This window comes from Sagittula sp. S175 (assembly GCF_049800975.1).
Classification (GTDB): Bacteria; Pseudomonadota; Alphaproteobacteria; order Rhodobacterales; family Rhodobacteraceae; genus Sagittula.
In genome coordinates this window covers 64,677-88,711 of record NZ_JBNAGB010000005.1, presented here as the reverse complement: position 1 = coordinate 88,711, position 24,035 = coordinate 64,677, and the positions used below count along the sequence as shown (strand labels likewise).

Below are 24,035 nucleotides of genomic sequence, written 5' to 3'. Positions count from 1 at the left end.
CATGGAGGGCAAGATGTTGGACAACCTGCCGCGCGGAACGATCTGCATCGAGGACATCGAGATGGGCATGACCCGTTACCTGCGCAAGCAAGTGACGGATCAAGACATTGAAATGTTTGCCGAAGTCTCCACCGACCGCAACCCGGTGCACCTGGACGACGATTACGCGCAGGACACCATCTTCGAGGGGCGCATCGCTCACGGGATGTTAACCGCCGGTCTGATATCAGCAGTCATCGGCGAACAGCTTCCGGGCCACGGCACCGTTTACCTTGGCCAGTCGCTGAAGTTCCTCGCCCCCGTCCGCCCCGGCGACGTGGTTTATGCCGAGGTCAAGGTGACCGACATCGACCACGCCAAGCGCCGCGTGACGCTGGAAACGCATTGCTCGGTCGATGGCAAGAAGGTCGTCATCGGCGAGGCCAAGGTGCTCGCCCCCTCGCGCAAGTTCGATTGACAACAGGCCACGCAGCGGCTGGTGCAGGGCAAAACATGTTGCGCCCTGCAACACCCAAAGCACCCATGTCAAAAGCGCCCCGCTGGGCGCTTTTTTCTTTTAAAGACAATCCTCTACCCGGAAACCCTCCGGCACCTGATCGCGCCCGTCCAGCACCAGATCGGCCATTACCTCGCTCACCTTCGGCGCCATGCCAAAGCCGATCTTGAACCCGCCATTCGCCACGAAATGCCCCGCCCGACCGGGCCATTCGCCCAGCACCGGCGCCCGCGTCCGCGCCCTTGGCCGCACCCCGGCCCAGCGCTCCACGACCTCGGCATCGCGCAGCGCCGGCAAGGCCTCCCGCGCCCGCGCGATCAAATCCTCGCACCCGCCATCCACCGAATTTTCCGAGGAAAATTCACGCTCCGTCGTCGATCCGATCGCTACCGTCCCATCCGCATGGGGCACGATGTGCAGCCCGCCAACGAACAATTGCGGCGCCTCGCGCGCCTCGCACCGGAACGACGCCGACTGCCCCTTCACACCATCCCCGACCTTGCGTTCCAGGGCGTCTGACAACGCCTGCAATCCCCGCCAGCCACAGGCCCAGACCACAGCCCCCGCATTCGGGGCTTCGGCCTGAACCTCGACCCCACGCGCCGCCAAAGCCGCCACCAGAGCCGCACAAGCCCGGCGCGGATGCATCCGAGCCGACAGCGTGTCCCGGATCACCCAACCCGTTGGCGATGCTGGCGAAAACCCTTCTGCCGAAGGGACCACCTCCCACACCGCCCGGCCCTGCCACAGTTCCGCCGCCCCCTCGGCCCGCGCCCGTGCCAGGGCCAGACCGTTCTCGTCCATGATCGGTTGCAGGCGCCCCGTCCGGCCATAGCCCGACGACACGCCGCCCGCCGCCTGCACCCCGGCCCAGAACCCTTCGGCCATCAAAAGGCTCTCCAGTTGAAAGGCCTTCTTGGCGTTCCAGTTCTCAGGCACATGGGGCGCAAGCGCGCCCACCAACCCGCCCGACGACCCCGCCCCCGCGCCGAAAGGATCGACCACCTGCACCCGCGCGCCGCGCTGCACACAGGCCCAGGCAATCGACAGGCCAAAGATTCCCGCCCCCCGAACCGTCACATCCACGCTTGCCATTGCCGTCCCTTCCCGTCACATCTCGGCCATACCTCTAAGGACTTCCCCGATGCCCGACCAGAGCCCGCTGCTCGATTGGAGCGACGACATCCCCGTCTCGACCCGCTTCGACGACCCGTATTTCTCGCTGGACAACGGGCTGGCCGAAACGCGGCACACGTTCCTTGCGGGCAATGGCCTGCCCGAGAGGTTCCGCGACGGGTTTCACATCGCCGAACTGGGGTTTGGCACAGGGCTCAACCTGCTGGCAGCGCTGCATCTTTGGCGCGCGACGGACCAAGCCGGGCAGCTGCATTTCACCACCTTCGAGATGTACCCGCTGGCCGCCTCCGAGATGACGCGCGCGCAAACCGCCTTCCCGGAAATGGCCGAGATCGCCGCCGGGCTCGCCCCCTTCTGGGCGCAAGGCGCACGCCAATTCACCTTGCCAGACCTCGTGTTCACCATGGTCGAAGGGGATGCCCGCGACACCCTGCCCGTCTGGCCGCACGTCGCGGATGCTTGGTTTCTTGACGGGTTTTCCCCGGCCAAGAACCCCGAACTCTGGTCCCCTGACCTGATGCAGGCCGTCCACGACCACACCGCCCCCCAAGGCACCGCCGCCACCTATACCGCTGCGGGCCATGTCCGGCGCGCTCTGGCAGAGGCCGGTTTTACCGTGACCCGTCAGTCCGGCTATGGCCGCAAACGCCACATGACCACCGCAGCAAAGGCCTGAGATGACCGAACAGAACACCCGCCTTGGCATCCTGCTGATGGTCGCAACCACCTTCGTCTTTGCCATGCAGGACGGGCTTAGCCGCCATTTGGCCAGCGAATACAACACCATGATGGTGGTGATGATCCGCTACTGGTTCTTCGCGGCCTTCGTCATGACCATCGCAGCCCGCCAGACCGGCGGCCTCAGGCGCGCGGTGCGCAGCGGCCACCCCATCGTGCAATGCTTTCGCGGCGCGCTTCTTGTGGTCGAGATCAACACCATGGTCCTGGCTTTCGTTTATCTCGGTCTGGTCGAAAGCCATGCGGTGTTTGCCTGCTATCCGCTGCTCGTAGCAGCCCTGAGCGGCCCGGTGCTGGGCGAGCAGGTCGGCTGGCGCCGTTGGGCCGCGATTGGCGTGGGCTTCGTTGGCGTCATCATCATCCTGCAACCCTCCGGCGGCGTGTTCTCGCCCTATGCCGTGATCCCGCTGGCGGCGGCGCTGATGTTCTCGCTCTACGCGCTGCTGACGCGCTTTGTTGCCCGCACCGACACGGCTGCGACGTCGTTCTTTTACACCGGCACGGCAGGCTCCATCGTCGCCACGGCCATTGGCCTGTGGTTCTGGCAACCGATGACCGCGCCGGATTGGGGCTGGATGGGCCTTCTCTGTCTGACGGGCGCATTGGGACACTGGTTGATGATCCGCGCCTACGAAGTGGCCGAGGCCAGCGCCGTGCAACCCTTTGCCTACCTGCAACTGGTCTTTGCCAGCACGCTGGGGCTGGTTCTGTTCAATGAAACACTGCGCAGCAACGTCATCGTCGGCGCAAGCATGATCGTCGCAGCCGGTCTCTTCACCCTGTGGCGTGCACGGGTGACGGCCAAGGCGGACTAGTCCGACAGCGCCCGCATGGTGCTCCCGACCAGCTCTTCGCTGAAGGGCACCGGGTGCGGGTCCTTGCCCAGCCGTGCGCGGTACACCGGCAGGCTTTCAGTGACGCGCATCACGTAGTTGCGGGTCTCGTCAAAGGGGATCAGTTCGATCCAGTCGACCACGTCGATCCCGCCCTTGCGGGGGTCGCCGTTTTCTTCCATCCAGCGATCGGGCCGCGAGGGCCCGGCATTGTAGCCCGCGGCCATCATCACCGGGTTGCCATCGTAGCGATTGGCCAGCCCCGCCAGGTAGTTGGATCCCAGCGTCGCGTTGTAGGCCGGGTCCGTCAGCAGCCGGTTCGCGTCGTAGTCGAGCGACAAGGACGCCGCGACTTCCTTGGCCGTTCCCGGCATCAGCTGCATGAACCCGCGCGCCCCCGCCCCCGAGATCACCGTCGGATTGAACTCGGATTCGCGGCGCGCGATGGCCAGCACCAATTCCTTGGGGACCGGGTATTCGGTCCCGACCACTTCGGGGTGCAGCGCGTAATACGGTCCCGGCAATTCGATCCCGAATTGCGCCGCGCGCTTGCCGAGCATGACCTGGATATGCGGGCGCTTCATCTCTTCCAGCATGGCACCCATCTGGCCCATCGCATCCCGGTCGAGGCTCTCGGCCAGATGCGTCATGAACCGCTCTCCAAGGTCGACCTCGCCCGCGGCCAGCAACAGGACCGACGCCTGAAACACGCTGGACTTGGTAAAAGCCGCGTCGCGCCAAGTGCCGAAAGCCTCGTTGCCGGACAGGGTCTCGCTGACCGGAAAGCCCCCCCGTTCGGCTGCCAGCAGCCCGTAGAAGGACGTCTGGAACTTTGCCCCCTCCCGGTAGGCGTCCTTGGCGGCGATGGTGTCTCCCGCCGCCTCCAGCGCCCGGCCCAGCCAGTAGCCGCCGCGCCCAACGGAAATCGGCGTCCAGACCGCCGTGTTGAAGTTCTTGAAATGCTGCACCGCCAGATCGGCCCGCTTCAGGTAGCGCAGGGCCAGATACCCGGAAATCCATTCCAGATCCGCGTAGTCCGCCCCTTCAACCAGAAAGTGCCGCGACGCGATCTCGTAGGCTTCGGCGTATTGGCCCGCCTGCATCTGTCGCCGCGCAAGGTCGCGCCGCTCACGGGCCCAGGCCCAGGGTTCGCCCAATGACGCGAGACTGCCGGAGCGCTCCTTCAGCAGCTCGATGGCCTCATCCCGCCGGCCCTTCTTTACCCGCCAGAGAAACCTTTCGAACGCCAACCCGGCATCACCCTGCAATGCGTCCGGAACGCGGGAAATCAGCCCGTCCACGTTGCCAGAGCCGGTGCGCAACGCCATGCGCGCCTCCGCCAGTGCCTTCCAGCCATCATCGACGTAGGGCAGCATCGCCGCCGCGTTCTGCGACCAGCCTTGCCACAGCGCCATGTCCAGCCGCGCTACGTGATGCGGCGTCAGAATGTCCCCCCAACGCTCCATGAAGGCGCGCCGCTCGTCGCCTGACAGCGACAGCGTCCGCCAGGCCAGGACCACATCCGCCTGCGCCAGACCTTCTTCGCCATCCTCGACGTGGACCTTGGCCAGAGCCAGCGCCCCAGCGCCGCTTTGTGGCTGATGGTCGGAAAAGAAGTGGCGCAGTTCGACCGAGGTCGCCTCGTCCGCCATGATCGGCTCGGACTTCTCCCTCAGGTACTCCATCCCCGGCCAGTCCGGACGCCGCGACAGGAAATCCATCACCTCGCGGGAATCGCCTCGACCGGCGCGCAGGGCGTGCCAGAGGATCACGTCCACCGCGATCTGCCCATCGCCGCGTGCCTCGATCTGCGCGGCGGCCCAATTGCCCTCGCGCATATACTGCATGGCCTGTGCCAGCGCCTCGCCCGCCTGCTTCTCGGCGAACTGCCCACGCTGCTGCGCGCGGGCCTGTGCCCGTGTCTGCGACGTGACCTGGGTCTCTGTCTCTGCCTGCGTCTCACCCTCCTCCTGCGCGTACCCCGCGAGGGGCGCGACAGCGCTGGTACCAAGAATCAGCAGAACGGCAAAAAGGCGCGACATCGGCTTGCATTTCTCCGGTGAAGGATGAATAGACCCACCTCGGAGGATACTGCCCGCACCCTTGGCTTCAACACACATTCCCGCTGGGTCGGCGGAAATCTTCCAAGACGTGCAAGAACCCCGAAACCACAGCAAAGGAGCGTGAGATGTTCAAGGGATCAATGCCTGCCCTGGTCACGCCGTTCAAGGACGGCGCGGTGGATTTCGCCACGCTCAAACAGCTGGTGGACTGGCAGATCGAACAGGGCACCCACGGGCTGGTGCCGGTCGGCACCACGGGTGAAAGCCCGACCCTGACCCATGCCGAACACGAACAGGTCATCGAGGCCGTCGTCGAGGCCGCCGCTGGCCGCGTGCCGGTCATCGCGGGCGCGGGATCGAACAACACCGACGAGGCGATCCGCCTTTCGGTGCATGCAAAATCCGTCGGCGCCGATGGCGTGCTGATCGTGACGCCCTATTACAACAAGCCGACGCAGGCGGGCATGATTGCCCATTTCAAGGCAATCCACGACGCCGCGCAGTTGCCGATCGTCATCTACAATATCCCCGGTCGGTCGGCCGTGGACATGACTCCGGCGACCATGGGCGAGCTGGCGAAGCTGCCGCATATCGTCGGCGTGAAGGACGCCACCGGCGACCTCGCCCGCGTCAACGCGCAGCGCATCACCTGTGGCAAGGACTTCATCCAGCTCTCGGGTGAGGACGGCACCGCACACGGCTTCAACGCCCAGGGCGGTCGCGGCATGATCTCTGTCACCGCGAACGTGGCCCCGGCGCTCTGCGCGCAGATGCAAGAGGCGTGCCTGGCCGGTGACTACGCAAAAGCGCTCGAGCTTCAGGACCGTCTGATGCCGCTGCATCAGGCCATCTTCCTCGAGCCGGGACTGTGTGGCGTGAAATACGCCATGTCGCGGCTGGGACTGTGCGAAAACTCGGTCCGCCTGCCGCTGCTGCCGGTAACGGAACCGGTGCAGGAGCGCATCGACGCCGGCCTGCGCCACGCCGGGCTGCTGAACTGATGAGACGGGCCGGTCTGCTGATCGGCCCTTTTCCGTTGCGCCTGCGCATACGGATCATGGCTGCCGCTTTCGCCATCGCGGGAGCGGCCTTGGCCTTGCACATATGGCTCCATGGCGACGGGCGTGGCAGCGCGCTGGAGACGCTTTTCTACGCCGCCAGCTTCGTCGCGCTGTATATCCTCGTGTTCCGCCTGATTCACCCGGCCCTTGTCCGACGCGTGGCGCGCAGCGTGCCGACCACCGGCCTGCGTGGCTGGTATCTGTCCACCGGTCAGCGATAGGCTTTCATCGGGTTGGTGAAGGCACCCAGCTTCAGATCCCGCCTGAACATCGCGTGATCCCGATCCAGCCGCGCCACCGCCTCGCGGGCGAAACACAGCATGTCGTCGATGAACAGTTCCAGCGGCTCCATTGCCTCCAGGATGCGCGGCTCGATCCGGTAATCCAGCTGGCCAGCATCGTCGGACCGCGCATGCGCCTGCGCCAAGGCCTGCCCGCAGGCGTGGGCGTAGCGCTTCCACGACTTCTTGGACAGGTCGTCGAGGTCGATGTCCTCGCGAAACGGTGCGCGTTCCCGCGACATGAAGGACACCCCGTCGATCTCTACCGAACCATAGAACACGTCCCCATTCGCCAGATGCACCGCCTGCCCGTGCGCGATCCGGTCGCCCTGGTCGCCCGCGTGAAAATCATTCGGCGGCACCAGCCCCTCCAGCGCCGAAGGCCGCGCACGCTTGAACTCGATGATAAGGTCGTCCGTGGCGTTCTCGCTCGGCCCCTCCAGCAGGACGTAGTAACGCGCCAGTCCCAGCGACGCCGTCCCCTGCCCGTGCCGCATACACACATCCTTGACCTTCAACGCGCCGACACGGCCCACGTCCTTGATCCCGGCGCCCTTGGCCAGTTGGTCGATATACCCCTGAAATTCCGTCACCCGCGAGGACACCGGCGTCAGTTCGTAGTTCGCGCGAAAGCCCAGCCCGTTTTCCGCCAGATAACGGTCCCAGAGCCATTCCTTGCGGCTGGTCTGCGCCTCTTCGAACAGCTTGCGGATCACCTTTGGCGCATTGTCCTGCCGGATCTGCTGGCTGCTTTCGGTGTCGTGCCGGGCGTAAAAGGCGATGCCCTCGTGGTAGCCCTCGATGAACTTTCGCGCGACCTTGATCCGGTGCTTCTCGGACAAATCGCTTTGCTCTTCGGCGGCCAGCAGAAAACCCGTGGTGCCGCGCTTCAGATCCCATGTGAAAGGTCCGTAGATCACGTCGTCGAAATCGTTGACGCCAAAGATCGGGGCATTGTCCGCATTGGGCATGACGCCGAAATTCTCGGGATGCACGTCGCCCAGCACAAGCACCGTCGGCATCCGTGCGTCATCCCCCAGCATGTCCCGGTGAAACAGCAGAGATGTCCCGCGAAAGAACGAGAACCGCGACTTGGCCAGCGTCTCGAATTTCTCACGCGCGCCGTCGGCCTGTTGGGCGATGCGCAAGGCGTGGTCTTCGAGGATCGTCTCGCGCACATGCCGCCGTCGGTCTTCGCCGGTCAGGTCAGAGGGACGCATGATGCAAGGGTACTCGACGAACCTCTCCGTCAGACGGCGATAGTCGTCCACCCGGCTCTTGAGCTCGGTTTCCGGTGCGGCCTTGTTGGATTTCTTCGCTTCCGGCCCTTTGGCCCTGCCAGAGCCGCCCTGCCCGCCGCCGTCCTTCGGTGCCATGTCCGTCTCCCTTACTTGACGAAGAAAAACGCACGCATTCGATGAATCGTTCCTGCAGAACGACACAGGGCGGGAAAGCCCCGCCCTGTGTTACAGTCCCATCCGGATGACTTACTGACCGACGTTCGCAGCCTCCAGCCCTACGGGCTGACCGACGACGACAAACGCAAGCTCATCCGGCTTCATCAGTTCCGACGCCACGCGGTTGATGCCCTCCAGCGTGACGGCCTCGATATTGGCATTGCGGGTCTTGATGTAGTCCGGGTCCAGATCGTCCAGCTGCATCCCGGCGAGGATCTTGGCAATCGGCCCGTTGCCGTCGAACCGCAGCGGGTAGGCACCCGTCAGGTAGGTCTTGGCGTCGTCCAACTCCTGTTGCGTCACTCCTTCCGAAGCGACCTTGGCCCACTCCGCCTTGATGACCTCGACGGCCTCCGCAACGCGGTCATTGGCCGAGGCCACGCGACCGATCACCAGTTCCGCATGATCGCGCGGCATGAGGTAGGAATAGACCCCGTAGGTCAGACCGCGCTTCTCGCGCACCTCGTCCATCAGGCGCGACTCGAAACCGCCCTCGCCAAAGATGGTGTTCAGGATGTACGCGGCAAAGAAATCCGGATCGTTCCGCTTCATCCCGCGATGGCCGAAAATCGCAACCGACTGCGGCGTATCGAAGGGAACCACGGTCACGCCGGCTTCGGTCATCACGTCCACCCGCGCGGGCTGAGGCGCGCCGGTGTCCGGCAGGTCGGACAGGAGGCGATCCATCAGCGCGCCCAGTTCCTCGGCGGTGATGTCCCCCGCTGCCGAGACCACGACACGGTCCTTGGCAATCGCGTTTTTCCAGGCCTCGACAATATCGTCACGGGTCAGAGCCGAGACGCTTTCCAGCGTGCCCGAGTAATCAGTCGCATAAGGGTGATCGCCGTAGACCATGCCGTCGAACACCCGGCTGACGATCTTGTCCGGGTCCGTGGCATCTGACGCCAGCCCCGACAGCACCTGCTTGCGCACGCGCTCGATGCTGTCCTCGTCAAAGGCAGGATCAACGATCGAGGCCCGCAGCAGGTCGACACCCTCATCCCGCGTCTCGGTCAGGAACTTCGCCGAGATGCTGAGAGTGTCATCGTTCAGGTCATACCCGATCTGCGCCGCGATGCCCTCCTTCGCCTCGGCAAAACCGCGCGCGTCCATGTCGCCCGCACCTTCCTCCAGCAGGCTGGCCATCAGGTTCGTGGCGCCACGCTTTCCTTCGACATCCAACGAGCCGCCCCCCTTGAAACGCAGCTCCAGTGCGACAAAGGGAATGGCATGCTCTTCCACCAGCCAGGCGTCAAAGCCTCCGGGGCTTTCGACTTGCTGGATCTCGATATCCGCCTGGGCGAGCGTCGCGCCGAAGATCAGCCCGACGGCCAGGACAAAACGCTTCACGACGAAATGCTTCATTGCGTCACCTCCTCGGCGGGCTTCAGGAAGCCGGTCACAGAATGGTTGCGGTCAAAGACCATCTTGGCAGCGGCCACCACGTCCTCGGAGGTCACCGCCTGCAGCACCTCCGGCCAGGCCTTCACGTCCTCGACCGTCAGGCCAGAGGTCAGCGCATCGCCATACTTCCGCGCCAGACGACCCACGTCATCCGCGCCATAAATCTGCGAGGCGCGCACCTGGAACTTGATCCGCTCCAGCTGCTTTTCATCCACGCCCTCGGTGATGAACTGCGCGATCACGCCGTCCATCTCCCGTTCAGCCTCTTCCAGCGAAACACCGGGGGCCGGAACGACCACCAGACCAAAGGTCGTGTCGTCCAGCGAGGTGCCGTTGTAGAACGCCGAGGTATAGACGGCTTTCTTCAGGTCGAACTGGAGCTTCTGGTTCAGGACAGACGTCTGCCCGCCACCCAGCACCTCCGCAAGGATGGTCAGCGCCGCTGCGGTCTCCTGCGCGCCGGGATCACGCTCCGGCGCGAGGTAGGTCCGCATGACATAGGGTGTCGAGACTCGCGCATCGCGGAACACCATGCGGCGCTCTGCCATCTGGCGCGGTTCACTGGGACGCGCGCGCGGCTGAAGGTCAGGGTTCGGCGCCAGAGGCTCGTAATACTGTTTGGCCAAGGCCAGCACCGCGTCCGGCTGCACGTCGCCCGCCACGATCAGGATCGCGTTGTTGGGAGCATAGAACTCGCGGTAGTAGTCCAGCGCCGCCTTGAGATCGAGCGCCTCCATCTCGTGCCGCCACCCGATGACCGGCGTACCATATGGATGGTTGAGGTACTGCGCCGCCATAGACTGTTCGCGGAACAGCGCGCCCGGATCGTTCTCGGTGCGCATGTTGCGCTCTTCGATGATGACGTCCCGCTCGGTCTTGATGGCCGCTTCGTCCAGCTGGAGATTGACCATGCGGTCGCTCTCCATCTCCATCATCAGGCCCAGCCGGTCCGCCGCGACACGTTGGTGATAGGCCGTCTGATCGAGGCTGGTAAAGGCATTGTCCGTGCCACCGTTGTCCGCCACGACCTTGGAAAATTCGCCCGGCGCCAGCTTCTCGGTCCCCTTGAACAGCAGGTGTTCGAGGAAATGCGCGACCCCGGACACGCCGACCTGTTCATCGGCCGATCCGGCCTTGTACCAGACCATATGCTCGACCACCGGGGCGCGGTGGTCTTCGATCACGACCACCTCCATCCCGTTGTCCAGCGTGTAGGTTGTCACGGGAACCTCGGCCTGCGCCGGAACGGCGACCAAGGGCGACAAGGCGAGCGCAAGTGAGAGCGTGATGTGGCGCATTGCGTTTCAAGTCTCCACGAGTGTGCGAATAGACACATTACCTACGCGCCGGTGCATTAACTTCAAGTTAACTCTGCCCTTCCAGAGTGTATCTGACGTGGACGTGATGAAACCTGCACTTGTGTATCACCTATTCAGCACAAGTGCCCCAAGGTAAACGCCGAGCAGCGTCCAGAGGAGAACGATCACGATCAAGGCGATCAGACTGCGTGGACGCGCCCTCCCCTGCGCCGTTTGCCGGAAGAGCGCCATAAGGTCCGGCGGGATCAGCCGGACAGCCAGCACAACGCCCAAAGGAACGATCAGCAGATCGTCCAGATAGCCCAGCACGGGAATGAAGTCGGGGATCAGGTCAATCGGGCTCAGCGCATAGGCTGCCGTCGCTCCGGCGACCAGTTTCGCCGCAAGGGGCGTGCGCCGATCCCGCGCCGCGATCCACAGCGCGACCACATCACGTTTGACCGAACGCGCCCAGCCTTTCAGCCCGTCGAGCCAGCGTTTCAAAGCAACTCGGGAAAACCACGCGGCGCGATCACTCGACCGGCGGGGCAGATGGCGTGCGCGCACCGGCGCTGCGGTAACGCTGAAGCCAGGCGTAGGGGTCCAGCTTCTGGCGCTTGTAGGCCGCGGAATAATTGTCCTTCGGCACGATGGACCAGGTGAAGCGCCCCTTGCCCTTGCGGAACTGCGCATCCTCCGAGGCAAGCGTACCGCGGATGTTGTCGTCACGGCCAAAGCGGCTGGCCTGCTGCACAATGGCACCGTCCCCGGCACCGATTGTGCCCGTCGTCGCATTCACCGCCGCCGGGTTGCCCCCCAGCGCGGCCACGGCATCGGCCTTGGGCGTCTGATCGGTGCGGTTCGCACCGCCCGGAGTCGGCTGTGGCAGCTCGGCAAAGCTTTGCGGCATGGTCAGCGGCTTGTTCGGAACAATGGCGAATTCTTCGGGCTCGCCACTGTTGGCGCGCAGGTCGTGCAGGGGCTTCACCTCGCCGCCGCTCGTGCGCGAGCAGCCAGCCAGCGCCACTGCGCCCAGAGTCAGAACAATCGCCAGATGCGCAGCTCGCATCACACCCTCCACCTTCCGTGTTGCAGCGGTTCTAACCCATTGTCAGATCGGCGTCACCCGCCCTTTTCCAACAGCGCGCCTTACGGGGCCTTTTTCGCCGACGGAAACAAGACCAGACCGAAGGCGCCAGCGAAAATCGCGATATCCGCCACGTTGAAGGCAAAGGGATTCACGAAACCGCAGCAGGACATGTTGAGGAAATCCGCCACAGCGCCATACAGCACCCGGTCCACCACGTTGCCCAGCGCGCCGCCCACCAACAGGCCTGCCGAGATCATGCCCAGCTTGCCCGGAGGCTCGCGCCGCATCCAGACCACCACGAAGAGCACGATGCCCAATGCGACCGAGATCAGGATCCAGCGCGTTGCCGCCGCCTCTCCCGCCAGCAGGCCGAAGTTGATGCCGTAGTTCCACGCCATGTGAAAGTTGAGATAGGGAGGTATGACCTCGATCCGCAGCACGGATTTCAGGTCGAGCAGATGCACGACCCAGACCTTACTCACCTGGTCCACAAGGAAAATCCACAACGCGACCCACCAGACAAGTCGAAGGGGCTGCGTCTGTTCACTGCTCTGCCTGCGTATCACCACTGTCTCGCTCATGGCATTTCCGGCGTTGTTATCGTTTTTGCTCTGTTGGGGATAGATGCGTAAACCACGATTGCCTTGCAACCTTGGCGCGATCACGCGCAGTTGACTGCGCCGTTTCGTGCCGATCCGGCCGTTCGCGGGGACTGCTCTTCCCTCTGCTCTTGGGCCAAAAGCATATGCGCCCCGAAAGGGGCGCACAACCGCAGGCATCAGCAATCCGCCCGCGCAAAGGTATAGGAAGAGCAAAGCTTCCGTAAGATCACCCACCCATCAGTGGCGGAAGTGGCGCATTCCGGTAAAGACCATCGCCAGCCCAGCCTCGTCCGCGGCCTTGATGACCTCGTCGTCGCGCATCGAGCCACCCGGCTGGATGACACAGGTGGCGCCAGCGGCGGCGGCTTCCATCAGACCGTCCGGGAAGGGGAAGAACGCGTCCGACGCCACCGCAGAGCCGATGGTCAGCGGCTGCGGCAGCCCCAGGGCTTCGGCCATACGCTCTGCCTTCTTGGCCGCGATCATGGCCGAGTCCACGCGGCTCATTTGTCCCGCACCGACACCCACGGTCGCGCCATCCTTGACGTAGACGATGGCGTTGGATTTGACATGCTTGGCGACCTTCCACGCAAACAGCAGGTCCTGCATCTGCGCATCGGTCGGGGCGAGCTTTGTCACCACCTTCAGGTCGTCCACGGTCAGCGCGCCGTTGTCACGGTCCTGCACGAGGATGCCGCCCGAGACCTGCTTGAACGCCACACCTACCTCAGCCGTGTTCGCCAGACCGGGGGCGAGGATCAGGCGCAGGTTCTTCTTGGCGGCAAAGATGTCCTTGGCGCCCTGATCGATTGCGGGCGCGATCACCACCTCGGTGAAGATTTCGGAAATCGCTTCTGCCGTCTTTGCGTCGAGCGTGCCGTTCAGCGCCACGATGCCCCCGAACGCGGACGTCCGGTCGCAGTCAAACGCCTTCTGGTAGGCCTCCAGCATTGTCGCGCCCTTGGCGACACCGCAGGGGTTGGCGTGCTTGATGATCGCCACCGCCGGGCCGTCCTTGGGCAGGAATTCCGACACCAGTTCGAACGCCGCATCGGTGTCGTTGAAGTTGTTGTAAGACAGTTCCTTGCCCTGCAACTGCTCCGCCACGGCCACGCCGGGACGATTCGACCCATCGGTGTAGAAGGCCGCGCCTTGATGGCTGTTTTCGCCGTAACGCAGCGACTGCTTCAGCTCGCCCGCGATCACACGGCGGCGCGGGGTCTTCTCGCCAATCGCGCCCGCCATCCAGGTGGAAACCGCCGCGTCATAGGCACCGGTGCGGGCATAGGCGATCTGCGCCATCTTCTGGCGGAAACCGTAAGAGGTCTGCGCCTCCTCGCCGCCGTTCGCCTTGATCTCTTCCAGCAGCGCGTCGTAGTCCTCGACGTCCACGACAGTCGTCACGAACTGGTGGTTCTTGGCCGCCGCGCGGATCATTGCCGGGCCGCCGATGTCGATGTTCTCGATCATCTCGTCATAGCCCGCGCCACGCGCCAGCGCTGCCTCGAACGGGTAGAGGTTCACCACCAGTAGGTCGATCGGAACAATGCCATGCTCCGCCATCGACGCCACGTGCATGCCGTTGTCCCGCAGCGCCAGAAGGCCGCCGTGAACCTTGGGGTGCAGTGTCTTGACCCGGCCATCCATCATCTCGGGGAACTCGGTCAGGTCAGACACGTCGCGCACCGGGATACCCGCATCGCGGATCGCCGCAGCAGAGCCGCCGGTCGACAGGATCTCGATCTTCAGGTCTGCCAGCGCACGGGCCAGGTCGATCAGGCCGGTCTTGTCGGAAACGGAAATCAGCGCGCGGCGCACGGGGGCGAGGTCGGTCATCGGGGCTCTCCTGAGGAGTTATACGGTCAGGTCCGCCTCATCCCTCTGGAGGTCGCGCACGGCAATGGCCGTGTCCTGCGCCTTGGCCAGGGACCAGCGGACGCGCGTCGCATACTGCATTGCCCGCCCGGATAGAACCACCTGCTTGGTCGCACGGGGGCGCAAACGGCCCTTTTCCAGGTAAACCGATGCCTCAAGCGACAAATCCACCCCGCCTTCAAAGCGGAACACCCAGATTTCCCCGGATTTCAGCGCCATGGAGACCATGGTTCCGCCCATATCTACCGCCACGTCCACGTCGGGATGCAGGTGAAAGCGAATCTCGAAAGGCACGCCAGACAGTTTGACCGCGTCCATCGCCCGGTCGAATCGCTTTTTGGCCGGGGCATCCAGCGCGACGAGGTAATCCTCGCCCCGCAGACTGCGCCCGTCCAGCGACAGCTCCAGGCTGCGCGCATGGGTCAGCCCCTGCACGCTGACATAGCCATCATGCCCGCCCTCAAAGCGCAAGCTCTCCGCCAGGTGCGCCATGTGGATCGGCGTTTCCCTTGGGGCGTCCTCCAGAAGTTCGCGCCGCGACTGGCCCACCCAGCGCGCAGGCGCCAGCCGGGCCGAGGAATAGCCCTGCAGACACAGCACCGAATGCGACAGCGTCGCCCGGCCCGCCCGTCGCCAATCCTCCCCAAACCCGCCGCCCGAGCCGCAAGACACGATCAAAGGCCGCCGCCCAGACGTCAGCTCGAACGCAAGGGTCGACGCATGGGCATTGGCCGAGGCCGCGCCCACCGGCGGCACGCTGGCATCCACGATCACGCTCGTCCGGCCCGCCGACAGCCGGGCAAAGCCCATGGCAAGCCCGTCCGCCTGCCGCTTCTTCGACCCGGAGGCCGCAAGCGCCATGTCCAGCCGCCCATCCAGCCCCCTGCCCCCGCCATGGAACCGCGCCAGCCCGCCGTCGGCATGGCGGAGCGTCCGCAAGGTCGGCGCTATGCGCCCGATTGCCTGCACGTGGCCGGGATGTGGCTGCATGTCCGCTTCGTCCAGCGCCAGCTGCGCCCAGGTCAGCAGGGTGAAAACCTCCAGCAGTTCCTCGGGGTTGCGCGTGGGGATACCGCCCTGCGCGTCCACCTGCCGTTCGCAATCGACGCCCAGCGCATCCCGCGCCGGGGCGACATGCGCCTGCATCCCTTCCAGCGACAACCCGGCATAGAGAAGGCCGGTCATGGCCTCGAACCGCGCCAGCCCCGGCGGGGCCGAGGCCCCCCGTTTTGCAAGGAACTGCGCCTGCGCGCCCAAGGCCGCGTAAAATGCTTCGGATTTTTCCGAGGGCATGCCGCGCAGCAGGAACAGCGCATGGTGAATCCAGCGGATCACCCGCCGCCCGGTCAGCTCCGGCGTCCAGCCCGGTCCGCGCCCGCGCCCGTAGCGCTCGATCCAGCCCCACAGCCATTGCTGCGCCAGCGCCCGCGCCTTCATGTCGCCCACGGCGGCCAGGTCGTCGAGCCATGCAAAGCCGTGGATTTCCTCGGCAAAGGCCGCTTCGGGCGCCTCGATCTCCCACAGCATCGCGCCGGGAGCCTCGACCAGATGGCCCGCGAACATCAGGTTTCCGGCGATCATCTGCCGCCCGCGCGCAAAGAACCCCACGGTGCGCGGTTCCGGCTGGCTGACAAAGCCATCCGCCGGACGCGCGCGCGCCGCCAGTCTTGCGTGAACATGATTCATGACTCGCGCTGGCGCAGTCCGCCAGTTGGCTTGCGTTGTCATCTCTGCCTGACCTCGTTGCCCTCGGGGGGATGGCCCTTTGCGGGCACTTGGGCGGCATCCTACAGGGCAATCGTTACGAAGTCATCTCCGTAGTTAACCGCCTGTTAACCCCAAGCGGAACGGTCAGTCCTTCGACAGCAGCGCCATGTAAAAGCCATCCATGCCGCCCCGCTGCGGCCAATAGTCCGGGCGCAGCCGCAATCCGCCCTCTTCCGAGCGCCAGCGATCCTCGATCCACGCCTGCTCCAACGGCAGGACCTTCAAGCCGGGGTGGCGCGCCAAGGCCTCCTCGACCTGGCACTCCCCCTCGTCCGGGATCAGAGAACAGGTGGCAAACACCAGCTTTCCGCCCGGTTTCAACAGGGTCAGAGCATGATCCAGCATCCAGGCCTGCAAGCCGATCAGCTCGGAAATCTTCTCGCCCTGATGGGCATGTGGTAGGTCGGGATGCCGACGGATCGTGCCCGTCGCCGAACACGGCGCATCCAGCAGGATCGCATCGTACGCGCCCTTGTGTTCCAGCGCATCGCCCACGACCAGCGTCGCCTTCAGCCCGCAACGGTCGAGGTTCTCCTTCACCCGCTCCATCCGCGCCTCGGACAGGTCGAGCGCCGTCACATTGGCCCCCGCAGCCGCCAGTTGCAGCGTCTTGCCCCCGGGCGCGGCGCACATGTCCAGCACATCCAGTCCTGCCACATCGCCCAGCAGCTTGACTGGCAGGGCAGCGGCGGCATCCTGCACCCACCAATCGCCCGCCTCGAACCCCGGAAGCGCCCGCACCTGCACCGGCCCCTCCAGACGCAGGGACCCGGTGGGCAGCGTCACGCCCTCCAACCCCTCGACCGGCGCGCCCTTTAAGGTCACGTCGACCGGAGCGCCGTTCCAATGCGCGCGCTCCATTTCGGCCACCACCTGCGGTCCCCAGGCATCGACCAGGGGCTTGCGCAGCCACTTCGGCAGACGCGGCACCCGCAGTTTGCCCCAGATCTCAGGCCCCTCGGCGGCGACCTTGCGCAGCACCGCGTTGACCAGCCCCTTGGCCCCCTCGGTGGCCTTGCCGCGCGCCGCGATCTCGACGCAGTCCGACACGACGCCATGCGCCGCACCGCCCATGCACAACTCGACACAGCCCAGCCGCAGGATGTTCATCACCCGAGGCTCCGGGGTCTTGCGCAAATAGCCCTTCAGGATCTTATCCGCGCGCTCGAGATTGCGCAGCACCTCCGCCGTCAGCCGCCCCGCCGCCGCACGGTCCGCCGGTTCCAACGCCGCCAGCCGATTGCCCTGCGACAGCGGCAAGCCGCGCTCCAACACCTGGTCCAACAGGTCGACGGCGGCCAGTCTGGCGGGGCTCGGTGCGCTCATTGATCTCTCCGGGAAAGGCCCCGGCCTTGCCGGGACGGGCTGCCCGGGCCTATATCAACCCAACCAGACAAGGAAAACCCTCATGTCCGAAGAGTCGAAACCAGACCTGCCGCCCGCCGCACAACGCGCCCTTGCCGAGGCCGCCGAACGCCGCGCCCAGGCCGAGGCCGAAGCAAAGGCCAACCCCCGCCCGGTTGAACTTGGTGGCCGCGATGGCCTCGACCCGGCGCGTTACGGAGACTGGGAGAAAAAGGGCATCGCGATCGACTTTTGAACGCTGCTGCACTGCGGTCGCCACGTCGGAGCCATGGCACCCGCGCTGCACGCACGGCCGCCAAAACCCTGTGATAAAAATCAAAAGGCCCCCACCTTCCGGCAGGGGCCTTGCGTTATCAGCCTCAAGCGGCTCAGGCGATGTCGAAGCGATCCGCGTTCATCACCTTGTTCCAGGCGCTGACGAAATCGCAGACGAATTTCGCCTTGTTGTCGTCCTGGGCATAGACCTCGGACAGCGCGCGCAGCTGCGAATTCGAGCCGAACACGAGGTCCACCCGCGTGCCGGTCCAGCGGTCGCCGCCGTCCGAACGGTTGGTCGCCTTGTAGACGCCCTGCTCGCCTTCGACCGGCTTCCACTGCACGCCCATGTCGGTGATGCCCTCAAAGAACTTGGTGTCCAGAACACCGTAGTCCCCGTCGAACATGCCATGCGTGGTGCCACCGTAGTTGGCGCCAAGCGACCGCATCCCGCCGACCAGCACCGTCATCTCCGGGGCCGACAGGCCCAGCAGTTGCGCCTTGTCGACCAGCATCTCCTCGGCGGAAATGCTGAACTGCTGGCTCGAGTAGTTGCGGAAACCATCCGCCTCGGGCTTCAGCGGGTCAAAGCTGTCCGCATCGGTCTGCGCCTCGGTCGCGTCGGTCCGGCCCGGAGTGAACGGCACCTCGCAGGGGTTGCCACCTGCCGCCGCAGCCTTCTCGATGGCGGCATTACCCCCCAGAACGATCAGGTCCGCGATGGACACCTTCTTGGCACCTTTGGCGTCGAAATCTGCCTTGATGCCTTCCAGCGTCCCCAGCACCTTCGCCAGTTGCTCGGGCTGATTCACCTCCCAGTCCTTCTGCGGTGCCAGGCGGATCCGGGCGCCATTGGCCCCGCCCCGCTTGTCCGACCCACGGAAGGTCGAGGCCGAGGACCAGGCCGTGTACACCAACTCCTGCACCGTCAGGCCGCTGGCGAGGATCGCCTCCTTCAGCGCCTTAACGTCACCCTCGTCGATCTGCGGGTAATCCGCCGCAGGAACCGGGTCCTGCCAGATCAGGTCTTCGGCAGGGACTTCCTCGCCGAGGTACAGCGCCTTCGGACCCATGTCGCGGTGCGTCAGCTTGAACCACGCGCGGGCGAACGCCTCCTGGAACTCCGCCGGGTTCTCGTGAAACCGCTTGGAGATCGGGCCGTATATCGGGTCCATGCGCATCGCCATGTCGGCGGTGGTCATCATCGGCGTGACCTTGTCACCCGACCCGTCCACCTGCGGCGCGAAGTCCTCGTCCTTGAGGTCCTTCGGATGCCACTGCCACGCGCCTGCGGGCGACTTCACCAGTTCCCATTCGTAGCCGAACAGCAGGTCGAAATAGCCGTTGTCCCAAGTGGTGGGATGCGCCGTCCACGGGCCTTCGATGCCGCTTGTGATCGTGTGCTTGCCCAGCCCGGTCTCGTGCGTGGACGCCCAGCCAAAGCCCATGGCTTCCAGCTCGCCCGCCTCGGGTTCCGCACCGACCAGTGCCGCATCGCCCGCGCCGTGCGCCTTGCCAAAGGTGTGGCCGCCCGCGGTCAGCGCGACGGTTTCCTCGTCGTTCATCGCCATGCGGGCAAAGGTCTCGCGGATGTCGCGGCCCGACGCCAGCGGATCGGGCTGGCCGTCCGGACCTTCGGGATTCACGTAGATCAGGCCCATCTGCACGGCCGCCAGCGGGTTTTCCAGATCTCGCTCGCCCGAGTAGCGCGAGTTCTCCTTGTCCGAGGTCGCCAGCCATTCGGCCTCCGAACCCCAGTAGACGTCTTCCTCCGGCTGCCATGTGTCGGCGCGCCCGCCGCCAAAGCCGAAGGTCTTGCCGCCCATCGATTCGATGGCGACATTGCCCGCCAGCACGAACAGGTCCGCCCAGGAAATACTGTTGCCGTACTTCTTCTTCACCGGCCACAGCAGGCGCCGCGCCTTGTCGAGGTTGCCGTTGTCCGGCCAAGAGTTCAGCGGCGCGAACCGCTGCTGCCCGGTGGAGGCGCCACCCCGGCCATCCGCCGTGCGATAGGTGCCCGCCGCGTGCCACGCCATGCGGATCATGAACGGGCCATAGTGCCCGTAATCCGCCGGCCACCAGTCCTGGCTGTCGGTCATCAGCGCCGTCAAGTCGGCCTTCAGCGCCTTCAGGTCCAGCTTCTTGAACGCCTCGGCGTAGTCAAATGCCTCACCCATAGGGTTAGAGGCCGGGGCGTGCTGGTGCAGGATGCCCAGGTTCAGCTGGTTCGGCCACCAGTCGCGGTTGCCGCGCACCTTGAAGTTCGTGGCTCCGTGGATCGGGCATTTGCCGATATCGCTACCATCCATGTCAAGTCTCCCTCAGGTCAAAGGTCATATGCTCCCCGAAAGGCACCCAAGCCCCCGGAGTTGTTCGATTCTTCCGATGTCAGGCGTCTGGCCCGCCAGGCTCCTCTCCTGTCCGGACCGGGTGCACCGTTGGGTGCGCCCTCTCCTCGCGCATCAGTCTGGAACCTTTCTAACCCGCGCTTCCAATATATTTAAGTTGAAACTTCTCATCGGATTGATAATCAAAACCTATGATAAACATCACTCTGAAACAGCTCAAATACTTCGAGGCACTCGCCCATCACGGGCATTTTGGCCATGCCGCCGCCGCCTGCGCCATCTCGCAGCCCGCGCTGTCCGTGCAGATCAAGGAACTGGAGGCTGAATTGGGCCAGCCGCTGGTAGAGCGCGGTCCGCGCCAAATCCGGCTGACCGCGTTCGGAGAGGCGTTTCTGGCGCGCGTCACGGACATCCTGCGGCAAGTTGACGAATTGGGCGACTTCGCCCGCTCGGCCCGTGGGGGCATGATGGAACGCCTGCGGCTGGGAATCATCCCTACCATCGCGCCCTACCTGCTGCCGCGCCTGATCGGGCATCTGTCGGCGGATTTCCCCGGCCTCGACCTGAACGTGCGCGAGACCCTGACGCCGCGCCTGATCCAGGAATTGCACGAAGGCCGCATCGACGCGGCGATCCTCGCCTTGCCGATCTCGGAACCGGCACTGACCGAGGTGCCGCTGTTCGATGAATCCTTTGTGCTGGTCCGTCCGTCCGGCGACGCCGGTCACCCTGTGCCCGATGGCGAAACGCTCGCCCGGATGCGCTTGCTGCTTCTGGAAGAAGGCCATTGCTTCCGCGATCAGGCACTGTCCTTCTGCCGCATGGGGTCGGCGGTGCCGCGCGACGGGCTGGACGGGTCATCGCTGACGACGCTGGTGCAGATGGTTGGCGTCGGGCTTGGCGTGACGCTGATCCCCGAGATGGCCGTCCCGGTCGAGGCGCGCTCGGCCGAAGTCGACATCGCGCACTTCTCAGCGCCGCAGCCGACGCGCACGATCGGCATGGTCTGGCGGCGTTCCTCGCCGCTGGCAGACCAGTTTCAACGCATCGCCGAAGTGGTCCGCCGCGTTGGCGAGCAGTCCCGCTGACGCGGCGCACCCTCAAACCGCGTAGCGCGTGGCCCCCCGCCGGGTGGCATCGACGGGAGCTTGCAGCACCAATGCCTGATGCGCCCGCTGGTCGCAGTTCGCGCGGGGACAAATCCGGCAGTTGATACCGATCTCGGTGGCGCGCGTGTCCGACAGGTTCAGCGTCTCGGCATAGCCGATCTCGCGCGCGTGTTCCGTGGCGCAGCCGATGGCCACCGCCAGCCGCACATCCTGTGCATGGCGCGTAAAAGCCGGACGGTCCACCGTGCGCGACAACACGAAGAAAGACGAGCGGTCCGGCATCTCGACCACTTGGCTGGAAATCCGCCCCGGGGTGCGGAACGACGAGTGCACTTCGAGGCGCGGACAGGCGCCGCCGTGTTCGGCCAGGTGGAAGTCCGTGGCGTTGAATCGCTTCGTCACATTCCCGGCCTTGTCGATTCGCAGGAAAAAGAACGGGATGCCCCGCGCGCCGCTGCGTTGCAGCGTCGTGGCGCGGTGGCAGGCCTGCTCGAAGGACACGCCAAAGCGCACGGCGAGGTGGTCAAAGTCGTATTTTGACGCCTTGGCCTCGGCCAAATAGCGGTCGTAGGGCATCAGAACGGCGGCGGCAAAGTAGTTCGCCAGCTCCACCCGACAACGCGCCTGTCCGGTGGGGTCCTTGATGTCGGTCTCGGCCAGGATCGTTTCCAGCAATTCGCGCTGCTCGATCAGGCCCGCGACATGGACCAGCTGGAACAGGCGGTTGGGGTGGTCGAGGGCCTCGGACAGGCGGACCTCGGCGCGCTCGCGGTCGTATTCGCGCAAACTGGCGGGCATCTCGGTCACGGGGACAACGCGCACGCGCAGGCCAAGCTGTTGCCGCAGCCGCGTTTTCAGCGCGAAATACATGTCGTCCACGGCGACGGTCTCGCCCTCCCAGAACGATTCGGCGGCGGCCTCCAGCCGGGGAAAATGGTTCTGGTTGCGGCGAAAGAAGTGGTGGACGGTCGCCTCGGGGGCGGTGTGCAGCAGGCTTGGGGCGTCCTCGCCTGCGCCAGCCCCGGCGACACTCATGAGTTGATCCGTCGCTGCCAGGTAGGCCCGATGCAGTTTGACGAAGGCCCCCGCCAGATCGGGCGCATGGGCCATGGCCGCGCGCAGCTGCGCCAGGTCCGGGCGCGCGCCATCAAAGAGCGGGTCCTGCAACGCGCCACGTATGTCGGCCAGCGCCGCCGTATCGTCATCCTCGGCAATGTCGCGCCAGTCGACACCGTAGGCCTCGAACAGTTTCAGCAGGACCGGCACCGAGACCGATCTCTCATTCTTTTCCAATAGGTTGACGTAGGAGGTGGAGATCCCCAGCTCCTTGCCCATTTGCACCTGTGTATGGCCGTGCTCGATCCTCAAACGCCGCAGGCGCGGCCCGATGAAGGTCTTCATGTCGTGTATTCCTCTTCCCTGCCGCGACCATACACGGAAAAAAGCAGAACACCGATGTATTTTACAGTATACTGAATTTGACATTTTTACAAAACCTGCGGTCTGTAAAATCTCGCATTTACAGCGCGACCCGGAAGCATTTCCAATTCGCGCCATGGCTGTGTCATGACGATAGGCATCGGAGGAGGAGACCGACCATGTTCAAGGCACAGCACAGCGGACAGACCCACCTGTTCATCCCCGGCCCGACGAATGTCCCGGAGGCCGTGCGGCAGGCGATGAACGTGGCGCAGCAGGACATGCGGGCGGCGGACTTTGGTCAGCTGACGCTTCCGCTGTTCGAGGGGCTCAAGAAGGTCTTCAAGACGATGGGCGGCGAAGTCATGCTGTTCCCCGGCTCCGGCACCTCGGCGTGGGAAGCGGCGATCACCAACACGCTGAACCCCGGCGACAAGGTGCTGATGGCGCGCTACGGCCAGTTCTCGACCCTCTGGGTGAAGATGGCCGAGATGCTGGGGCTGGAGCCCATCGTGGTGGATGTGCCTTGGGGCGCGGGCGTGCCGTGGAAGGAATTCGGCCGCATCCTCGGTCGTGACAAGGACGACGAGATCAAGGCGGTCTTCGTCACCCACAACGAGACCGCGACCGGTGTCGTGTCCGATATCGAGGCCGTGCGCCGCGTGATGGACGAGTGCTTCCACGAGGCGCTGCTGTTCGTGGATGGCGTGTCGTCGATCGGCTCGATGGATTTCCGCATGGATCAGTGGGGCGTCGACCTCGCGGTGACCGGCTCGCAGAAGGGACTGATGATGCCGGCAGGGCTGGGCATTCTGGGTGTCAGCCAGAAGGCGCTGGAGGCATCCAAGACCGCCACCATGCGCCGGGCCTACTATGATTTCGCCGACATGCGGGCGTTCAACAAGGACGGTTATTTCCCCTACACGCCGCCGACGCCGCTGCTGCACGGGCTGCGCGCGGCGCTGGGGCTGATCGAGGCGGAGGGGCTGGAGGCTGTCTTTGCCCGCCACGCGCGGCTGGCCGAGGGCGTGCGCCGGGGCGTCAAGGCCTGGGGCCTGGACACCGTGGCCGAGCACCACTCGCTCTACTCGAACACCGTAACGGCGGTGCGGGTGCCGGAAGGCGTGGATGCCCGCGAGGTGCTGCGCATCGCCTACGAGGAGCTGAACGCCTCGTTCGGCTCGGGCCTGTCGCGGTTGGCGGGCAAGGTGTTCCGCATCGGGCATCTCGGGTCGTTCAACGAGGGTATGACGCTGACGGCGCTGTCGCTGGCCGAGCTGGCGCTGGTCAAGGCAGGCGCGCGGGTGCCGCTGGGCGCGGGTGTCGCGGCGGCGTCGAACTGGTTTGCCCATGGCGCGGCTGCGCCGGGCGTGATGGCTGTGGCGGCGGAGTGACCGCCGCTTAAACGATAACGAATTCAGAACTTTGGGCCAA

At 65.0% G+C, this 24,035-nt stretch carries 21 protein-coding genes; 8 read left to right on the top strand and 13 right to left on the bottom strand.

Going from position 1 to position 24,035, the window contains the following annotated elements; genetic code table 11:
• Nucleotides 1-13: 13 nt before the first annotated feature.
• Nucleotides 14-457, top strand: a complete 444-nt coding sequence (locus tag ACP16H_RS08260) for a MaoC family dehydratase (RefSeq protein ID WP_425071805.1) — start codon at nt 14-16, stop codon at nt 455-457.
• A gap of 99 nt (nt 458-556) precedes the next feature.
• Here ACP16H_RS08260 and ACP16H_RS08255 read toward each other — a convergent pair whose 3' ends face one another.
• A complete protein-coding gene (locus ACP16H_RS08255; RefSeq protein ID WP_425071804.1) occupies nt 557-1,591 on the bottom strand; it encodes an NAD(P)/FAD-dependent oxidoreductase in 1,035 nt (344 codons plus the stop codon).
• A 49-nt stretch (nt 1,592-1,640) separates the two neighbouring features.
• On the opposite strand from ACP16H_RS08255, the gene mnmD reads away from it, so the two are divergent.
• Both mnmD and ACP16H_RS08245 read left to right on the top strand, forming a co-directional pair.
• Entirely contained in the window at nt 1,641-2,309 is a 669-nt protein-coding gene (gene mnmD, locus ACP16H_RS08250; RefSeq protein WP_425071803.1) for a tRNA (5-methylaminomethyl-2-thiouridine)(34)-methyltransferase MnmD, read from the top strand.
• A gap of 1 nt (nt 2,310) precedes the next feature.
• On the top strand, nt 2,311-3,186 hold the full coding sequence (locus tag ACP16H_RS08245) for a DMT family transporter (protein ID WP_425071802.1): 876 nt from the start codon (nt 2,311-2,313) through the stop codon (nt 3,184-3,186).
• On the opposite strand, the gene ACP16H_RS08240 is transcribed toward ACP16H_RS08245, so the two are convergent.
• Nucleotides 3,183-5,246 (bottom strand): transglycosylase SLT domain-containing protein, encoded by a 2,064-nt coding sequence (locus ACP16H_RS08240; RefSeq protein ID WP_425071801.1) that lies wholly within the window; start codon nt 5,244-5,246, stop codon nt 3,183-3,185. The genes ACP16H_RS08245 and ACP16H_RS08240 overlap by 4 nt on opposite strands.
• Before the next feature lie 146 nt (nt 5,247-5,392).
• On the opposite strand from ACP16H_RS08240, the gene dapA reads away from it, so the two are divergent.
• Nucleotides 5,393-6,268 carry a 4-hydroxy-tetrahydrodipicolinate synthase gene (dapA, locus tag ACP16H_RS08235; RefSeq protein WP_425071800.1) on the top strand — a complete coding sequence of 292 codons (876 nt, stop codon included), beginning with the start codon at nt 5,393-5,395 and terminating at the stop codon, nt 6,266-6,268.
• A gap of 56 nt (nt 6,269-6,324) precedes the next feature.
• A complete protein-coding gene (locus ACP16H_RS08230; protein ID WP_425071799.1) occupies nt 6,325-6,549 on the top strand; it encodes a hypothetical protein in 225 nt (74 codons plus the stop codon).
• Here ACP16H_RS08230 and ACP16H_RS08225 read toward each other — a convergent pair.
• From ACP16H_RS08225 to ACP16H_RS08185, 9 genes are all read right to left on the bottom strand, one after another.
• Nucleotides 6,540-7,985, bottom strand: coding sequence for a DUF2252 domain-containing protein (locus tag ACP16H_RS08225; protein WP_425071798.1), 1,446 nt, complete (start codon nt 7,983-7,985; stop codon nt 6,540-6,542). The genes ACP16H_RS08230 and ACP16H_RS08225 overlap by 10 nt on opposite strands.
• 111 nt (nt 7,986-8,096) lie before the next feature.
• On the bottom strand, nt 8,097-9,431 hold the full coding sequence (locus ACP16H_RS08220) for a M16 family metallopeptidase (RefSeq protein WP_425071797.1): 1,335 nt from the start codon (nt 9,429-9,431) through the stop codon (nt 8,097-8,099).
• Nucleotides 9,428-10,768 carry a M16 family metallopeptidase gene (locus ACP16H_RS08215; RefSeq protein WP_425071796.1) on the bottom strand — a complete coding sequence of 447 codons (1,341 nt, stop codon included), beginning with the start codon at nt 10,766-10,768 and terminating at the stop codon, nt 9,428-9,430. Before ACP16H_RS08215 ends, ACP16H_RS08220 begins: the two co-directional genes overlap by 4 nt.
• A 126-nt stretch (nt 10,769-10,894) precedes the next feature.
• Complete coding sequence (locus ACP16H_RS08210; protein WP_425071795.1) at nt 10,895-11,272, bottom strand: YkvA family protein; 378 nt, start codon at nt 11,270-11,272, stop codon at nt 10,895-10,897.
• A 28-nt stretch (nt 11,273-11,300) separates the two neighbouring features.
• Nucleotides 11,301-11,837, bottom strand: a complete 537-nt coding sequence (locus tag ACP16H_RS08205; RefSeq protein ID WP_425071794.1) for a DUF3035 domain-containing protein — start codon at nt 11,835-11,837, stop codon at nt 11,301-11,303.
• Between the two features lie 80 nt (nt 11,838-11,917).
• The gene (gene lspA, locus ACP16H_RS08200; protein ID WP_425071793.1) at nt 11,918-12,439 is read right to left on the bottom strand and encodes a signal peptidase II; all 522 of its coding nucleotides are present in this window, start codon (nt 12,437-12,439) and stop codon (nt 11,918-11,920) included.
• A 258-nt stretch (nt 12,440-12,697) separates the two neighbouring features.
• Nucleotides 12,698-14,296, bottom strand: a complete 1,599-nt coding sequence (gene purH / locus ACP16H_RS08195) for a bifunctional phosphoribosylaminoimidazolecarboxamide formyltransferase/IMP cyclohydrolase (protein WP_425071792.1) — start codon at nt 14,294-14,296, stop codon at nt 12,698-12,700.
• Nucleotides 14,297-14,314: 18 nt separating this feature from the next.
• Nucleotides 14,315-16,063, bottom strand: coding sequence for a heparinase II/III family protein (locus ACP16H_RS08190; RefSeq protein WP_425071791.1), 1,749 nt, complete (start codon nt 16,061-16,063; stop codon nt 14,315-14,317).
• A 123-nt stretch (nt 16,064-16,186) separates the two neighbouring features.
• Nucleotides 16,187-17,428 carry an RsmB/NOP family class I SAM-dependent RNA methyltransferase gene (locus tag ACP16H_RS08185; protein ID WP_425071790.1) on the bottom strand — a complete coding sequence of 414 codons (1,242 nt, stop codon included), beginning with the start codon at nt 17,426-17,428 and terminating at the stop codon, nt 16,187-16,189.
• Nucleotides 17,429-17,510: 82 nt separating this feature from the next.
• Here ACP16H_RS08185 and ACP16H_RS08180 point away from each other — a divergent pair, with 82 nt between their 5' ends.
• Nucleotides 17,511-17,702, top strand: a complete 192-nt coding sequence (locus ACP16H_RS08180) for a DUF1674 domain-containing protein (protein ID WP_425071789.1) — start codon at nt 17,511-17,513, stop codon at nt 17,700-17,702.
• A gap of 133 nt (nt 17,703-17,835) precedes the next feature.
• Here the strand turns inward: ACP16H_RS08180 and katG are convergent, their stop codons facing one another.
• A complete protein-coding gene (gene katG, locus ACP16H_RS08175; RefSeq protein WP_425071788.1) occupies nt 17,836-20,034 on the bottom strand; it encodes a catalase/peroxidase HPI in 2,199 nt (732 codons plus the stop codon).
• Between the two features lie 230 nt (nt 20,035-20,264).
• Here katG and ACP16H_RS08170 point away from each other — a divergent pair, with 230 nt between their 5' ends.
• Complete coding sequence (locus ACP16H_RS08170) at nt 20,265-21,161, top strand: LysR substrate-binding domain-containing protein (RefSeq protein ID WP_425071787.1); 897 nt, start codon at nt 20,265-20,267, stop codon at nt 21,159-21,161.
• 12 nt (nt 21,162-21,173) lie between these two features.
• On the opposite strand, the gene ACP16H_RS08165 is transcribed toward ACP16H_RS08170, so the two are convergent.
• The gene (locus ACP16H_RS08165; protein ID WP_425071786.1) at nt 21,174-22,583 is read right to left on the bottom strand and encodes a helix-turn-helix domain-containing protein; all 1,410 of its coding nucleotides are present in this window, start codon (nt 22,581-22,583) and stop codon (nt 21,174-21,176) included.
• Nucleotides 22,584-22,780: 197 nt separating this feature from the next.
• Here ACP16H_RS08165 and ACP16H_RS08160 point away from each other — a divergent pair, with 197 nt between their 5' ends.
• On the top strand, nt 22,781-23,995 hold the full coding sequence (locus tag ACP16H_RS08160; protein WP_425071785.1) for a pyridoxal-phosphate-dependent aminotransferase family protein: 1,215 nt from the start codon (nt 22,781-22,783) through the stop codon (nt 23,993-23,995).
• Nucleotides 23,996-24,035: the final 40 nt, after the last annotated feature.

Excerpts from the sequence above, each read along its gene's own strand:
- lspA (WP_425071793.1), bottom strand. The coding sequence starts at position 12,439 with ATGAGCGAGACAGTGGTGATACGCAGGCAGAGCAGTGAACAGACGCAG.
- ACP16H_RS08185 (WP_425071790.1), bottom strand. The coding sequence starts at position 17,428 with ATGAGCGCACCGAGCCCCGCCAGACTGGCCGCCGTCGACCTGTTGGAC.
- ACP16H_RS08190 (WP_425071791.1), bottom strand. The coding sequence starts at position 16,063 with ATGACAACGCAAGCCAACTGGCGGACTGCGCCAGCGCGAGTCATGAAT.
- ACP16H_RS08240 (WP_425071801.1), bottom strand. The coding sequence starts at position 5,246 with ATGTCGCGCCTTTTTGCCGTTCTGCTGATTCTTGGTACCAGCGCTGTC.
- dapA (WP_425071800.1), top strand. The coding sequence starts at position 5,393 with ATGTTCAAGGGATCAATGCCTGCCCTGGTCACGCCGTTCAAGGACGGC.
- ACP16H_RS08160 (WP_425071785.1), top strand. The coding sequence starts at position 22,781 with ATGTTCAAGGCACAGCACAGCGGACAGACCCACCTGTTCATCCCCGGC.
- ACP16H_RS08225 (WP_425071798.1), bottom strand. The coding sequence starts at position 7,985 with ATGGCACCGAAGGACGGCGGCGGGCAGGGCGGCTCTGGCAGGGCCAAA.
- katG (WP_425071788.1), bottom strand. The coding sequence starts at position 20,034 with ATGGATGGTAGCGATATCGGCAAATGCCCGATCCACGGAGCCACGAAC.
- ACP16H_RS08165 (WP_425071786.1), bottom strand. The coding sequence starts at position 22,583 with ATGAAGACCTTCATCGGGCCGCGCCTGCGGCGTTTGAGGATCGAGCAC.
- ACP16H_RS08215 (WP_425071796.1), bottom strand. The coding sequence starts at position 10,768 with ATGCGCCACATCACGCTCTCACTTGCGCTCGCCTTGTCGCCCTTGGTC.
- mnmD (WP_425071803.1), top strand. The coding sequence starts at position 1,641 with ATGCCCGACCAGAGCCCGCTGCTCGATTGGAGCGACGACATCCCCGTC.
- ACP16H_RS08260 (WP_425071805.1), top strand. The coding sequence starts at position 14 with ATGTTGGACAACCTGCCGCGCGGAACGATCTGCATCGAGGACATCGAG.
- ACP16H_RS08230 (WP_425071799.1), top strand. The coding sequence starts at position 6,325 with ATGGCTGCCGCTTTCGCCATCGCGGGAGCGGCCTTGGCCTTGCACATA.
- purH (WP_425071792.1), bottom strand. The coding sequence starts at position 14,296 with ATGACCGACCTCGCCCCCGTGCGCCGCGCGCTGATTTCCGTTTCCGAC.
- ACP16H_RS08170 (WP_425071787.1), top strand. The coding sequence starts at position 20,265 with ATGATAAACATCACTCTGAAACAGCTCAAATACTTCGAGGCACTCGCC.
- ACP16H_RS08245 (WP_425071802.1), top strand. The coding sequence starts at position 2,311 with ATGACCGAACAGAACACCCGCCTTGGCATCCTGCTGATGGTCGCAACC.
- ACP16H_RS08205 (WP_425071794.1), bottom strand. The coding sequence starts at position 11,837 with ATGCGAGCTGCGCATCTGGCGATTGTTCTGACTCTGGGCGCAGTGGCG.
- ACP16H_RS08255 (WP_425071804.1), bottom strand. The coding sequence starts at position 1,591 with ATGGCAAGCGTGGATGTGACGGTTCGGGGGGCGGGAATCTTTGGCCTG.
- ACP16H_RS08180 (WP_425071789.1), top strand. The coding sequence starts at position 17,511 with ATGTCCGAAGAGTCGAAACCAGACCTGCCGCCCGCCGCACAACGCGCC.
- ACP16H_RS08220 (WP_425071797.1), bottom strand. The coding sequence starts at position 9,431 with ATGAAGCATTTCGTCGTGAAGCGTTTTGTCCTGGCCGTCGGGCTGATC.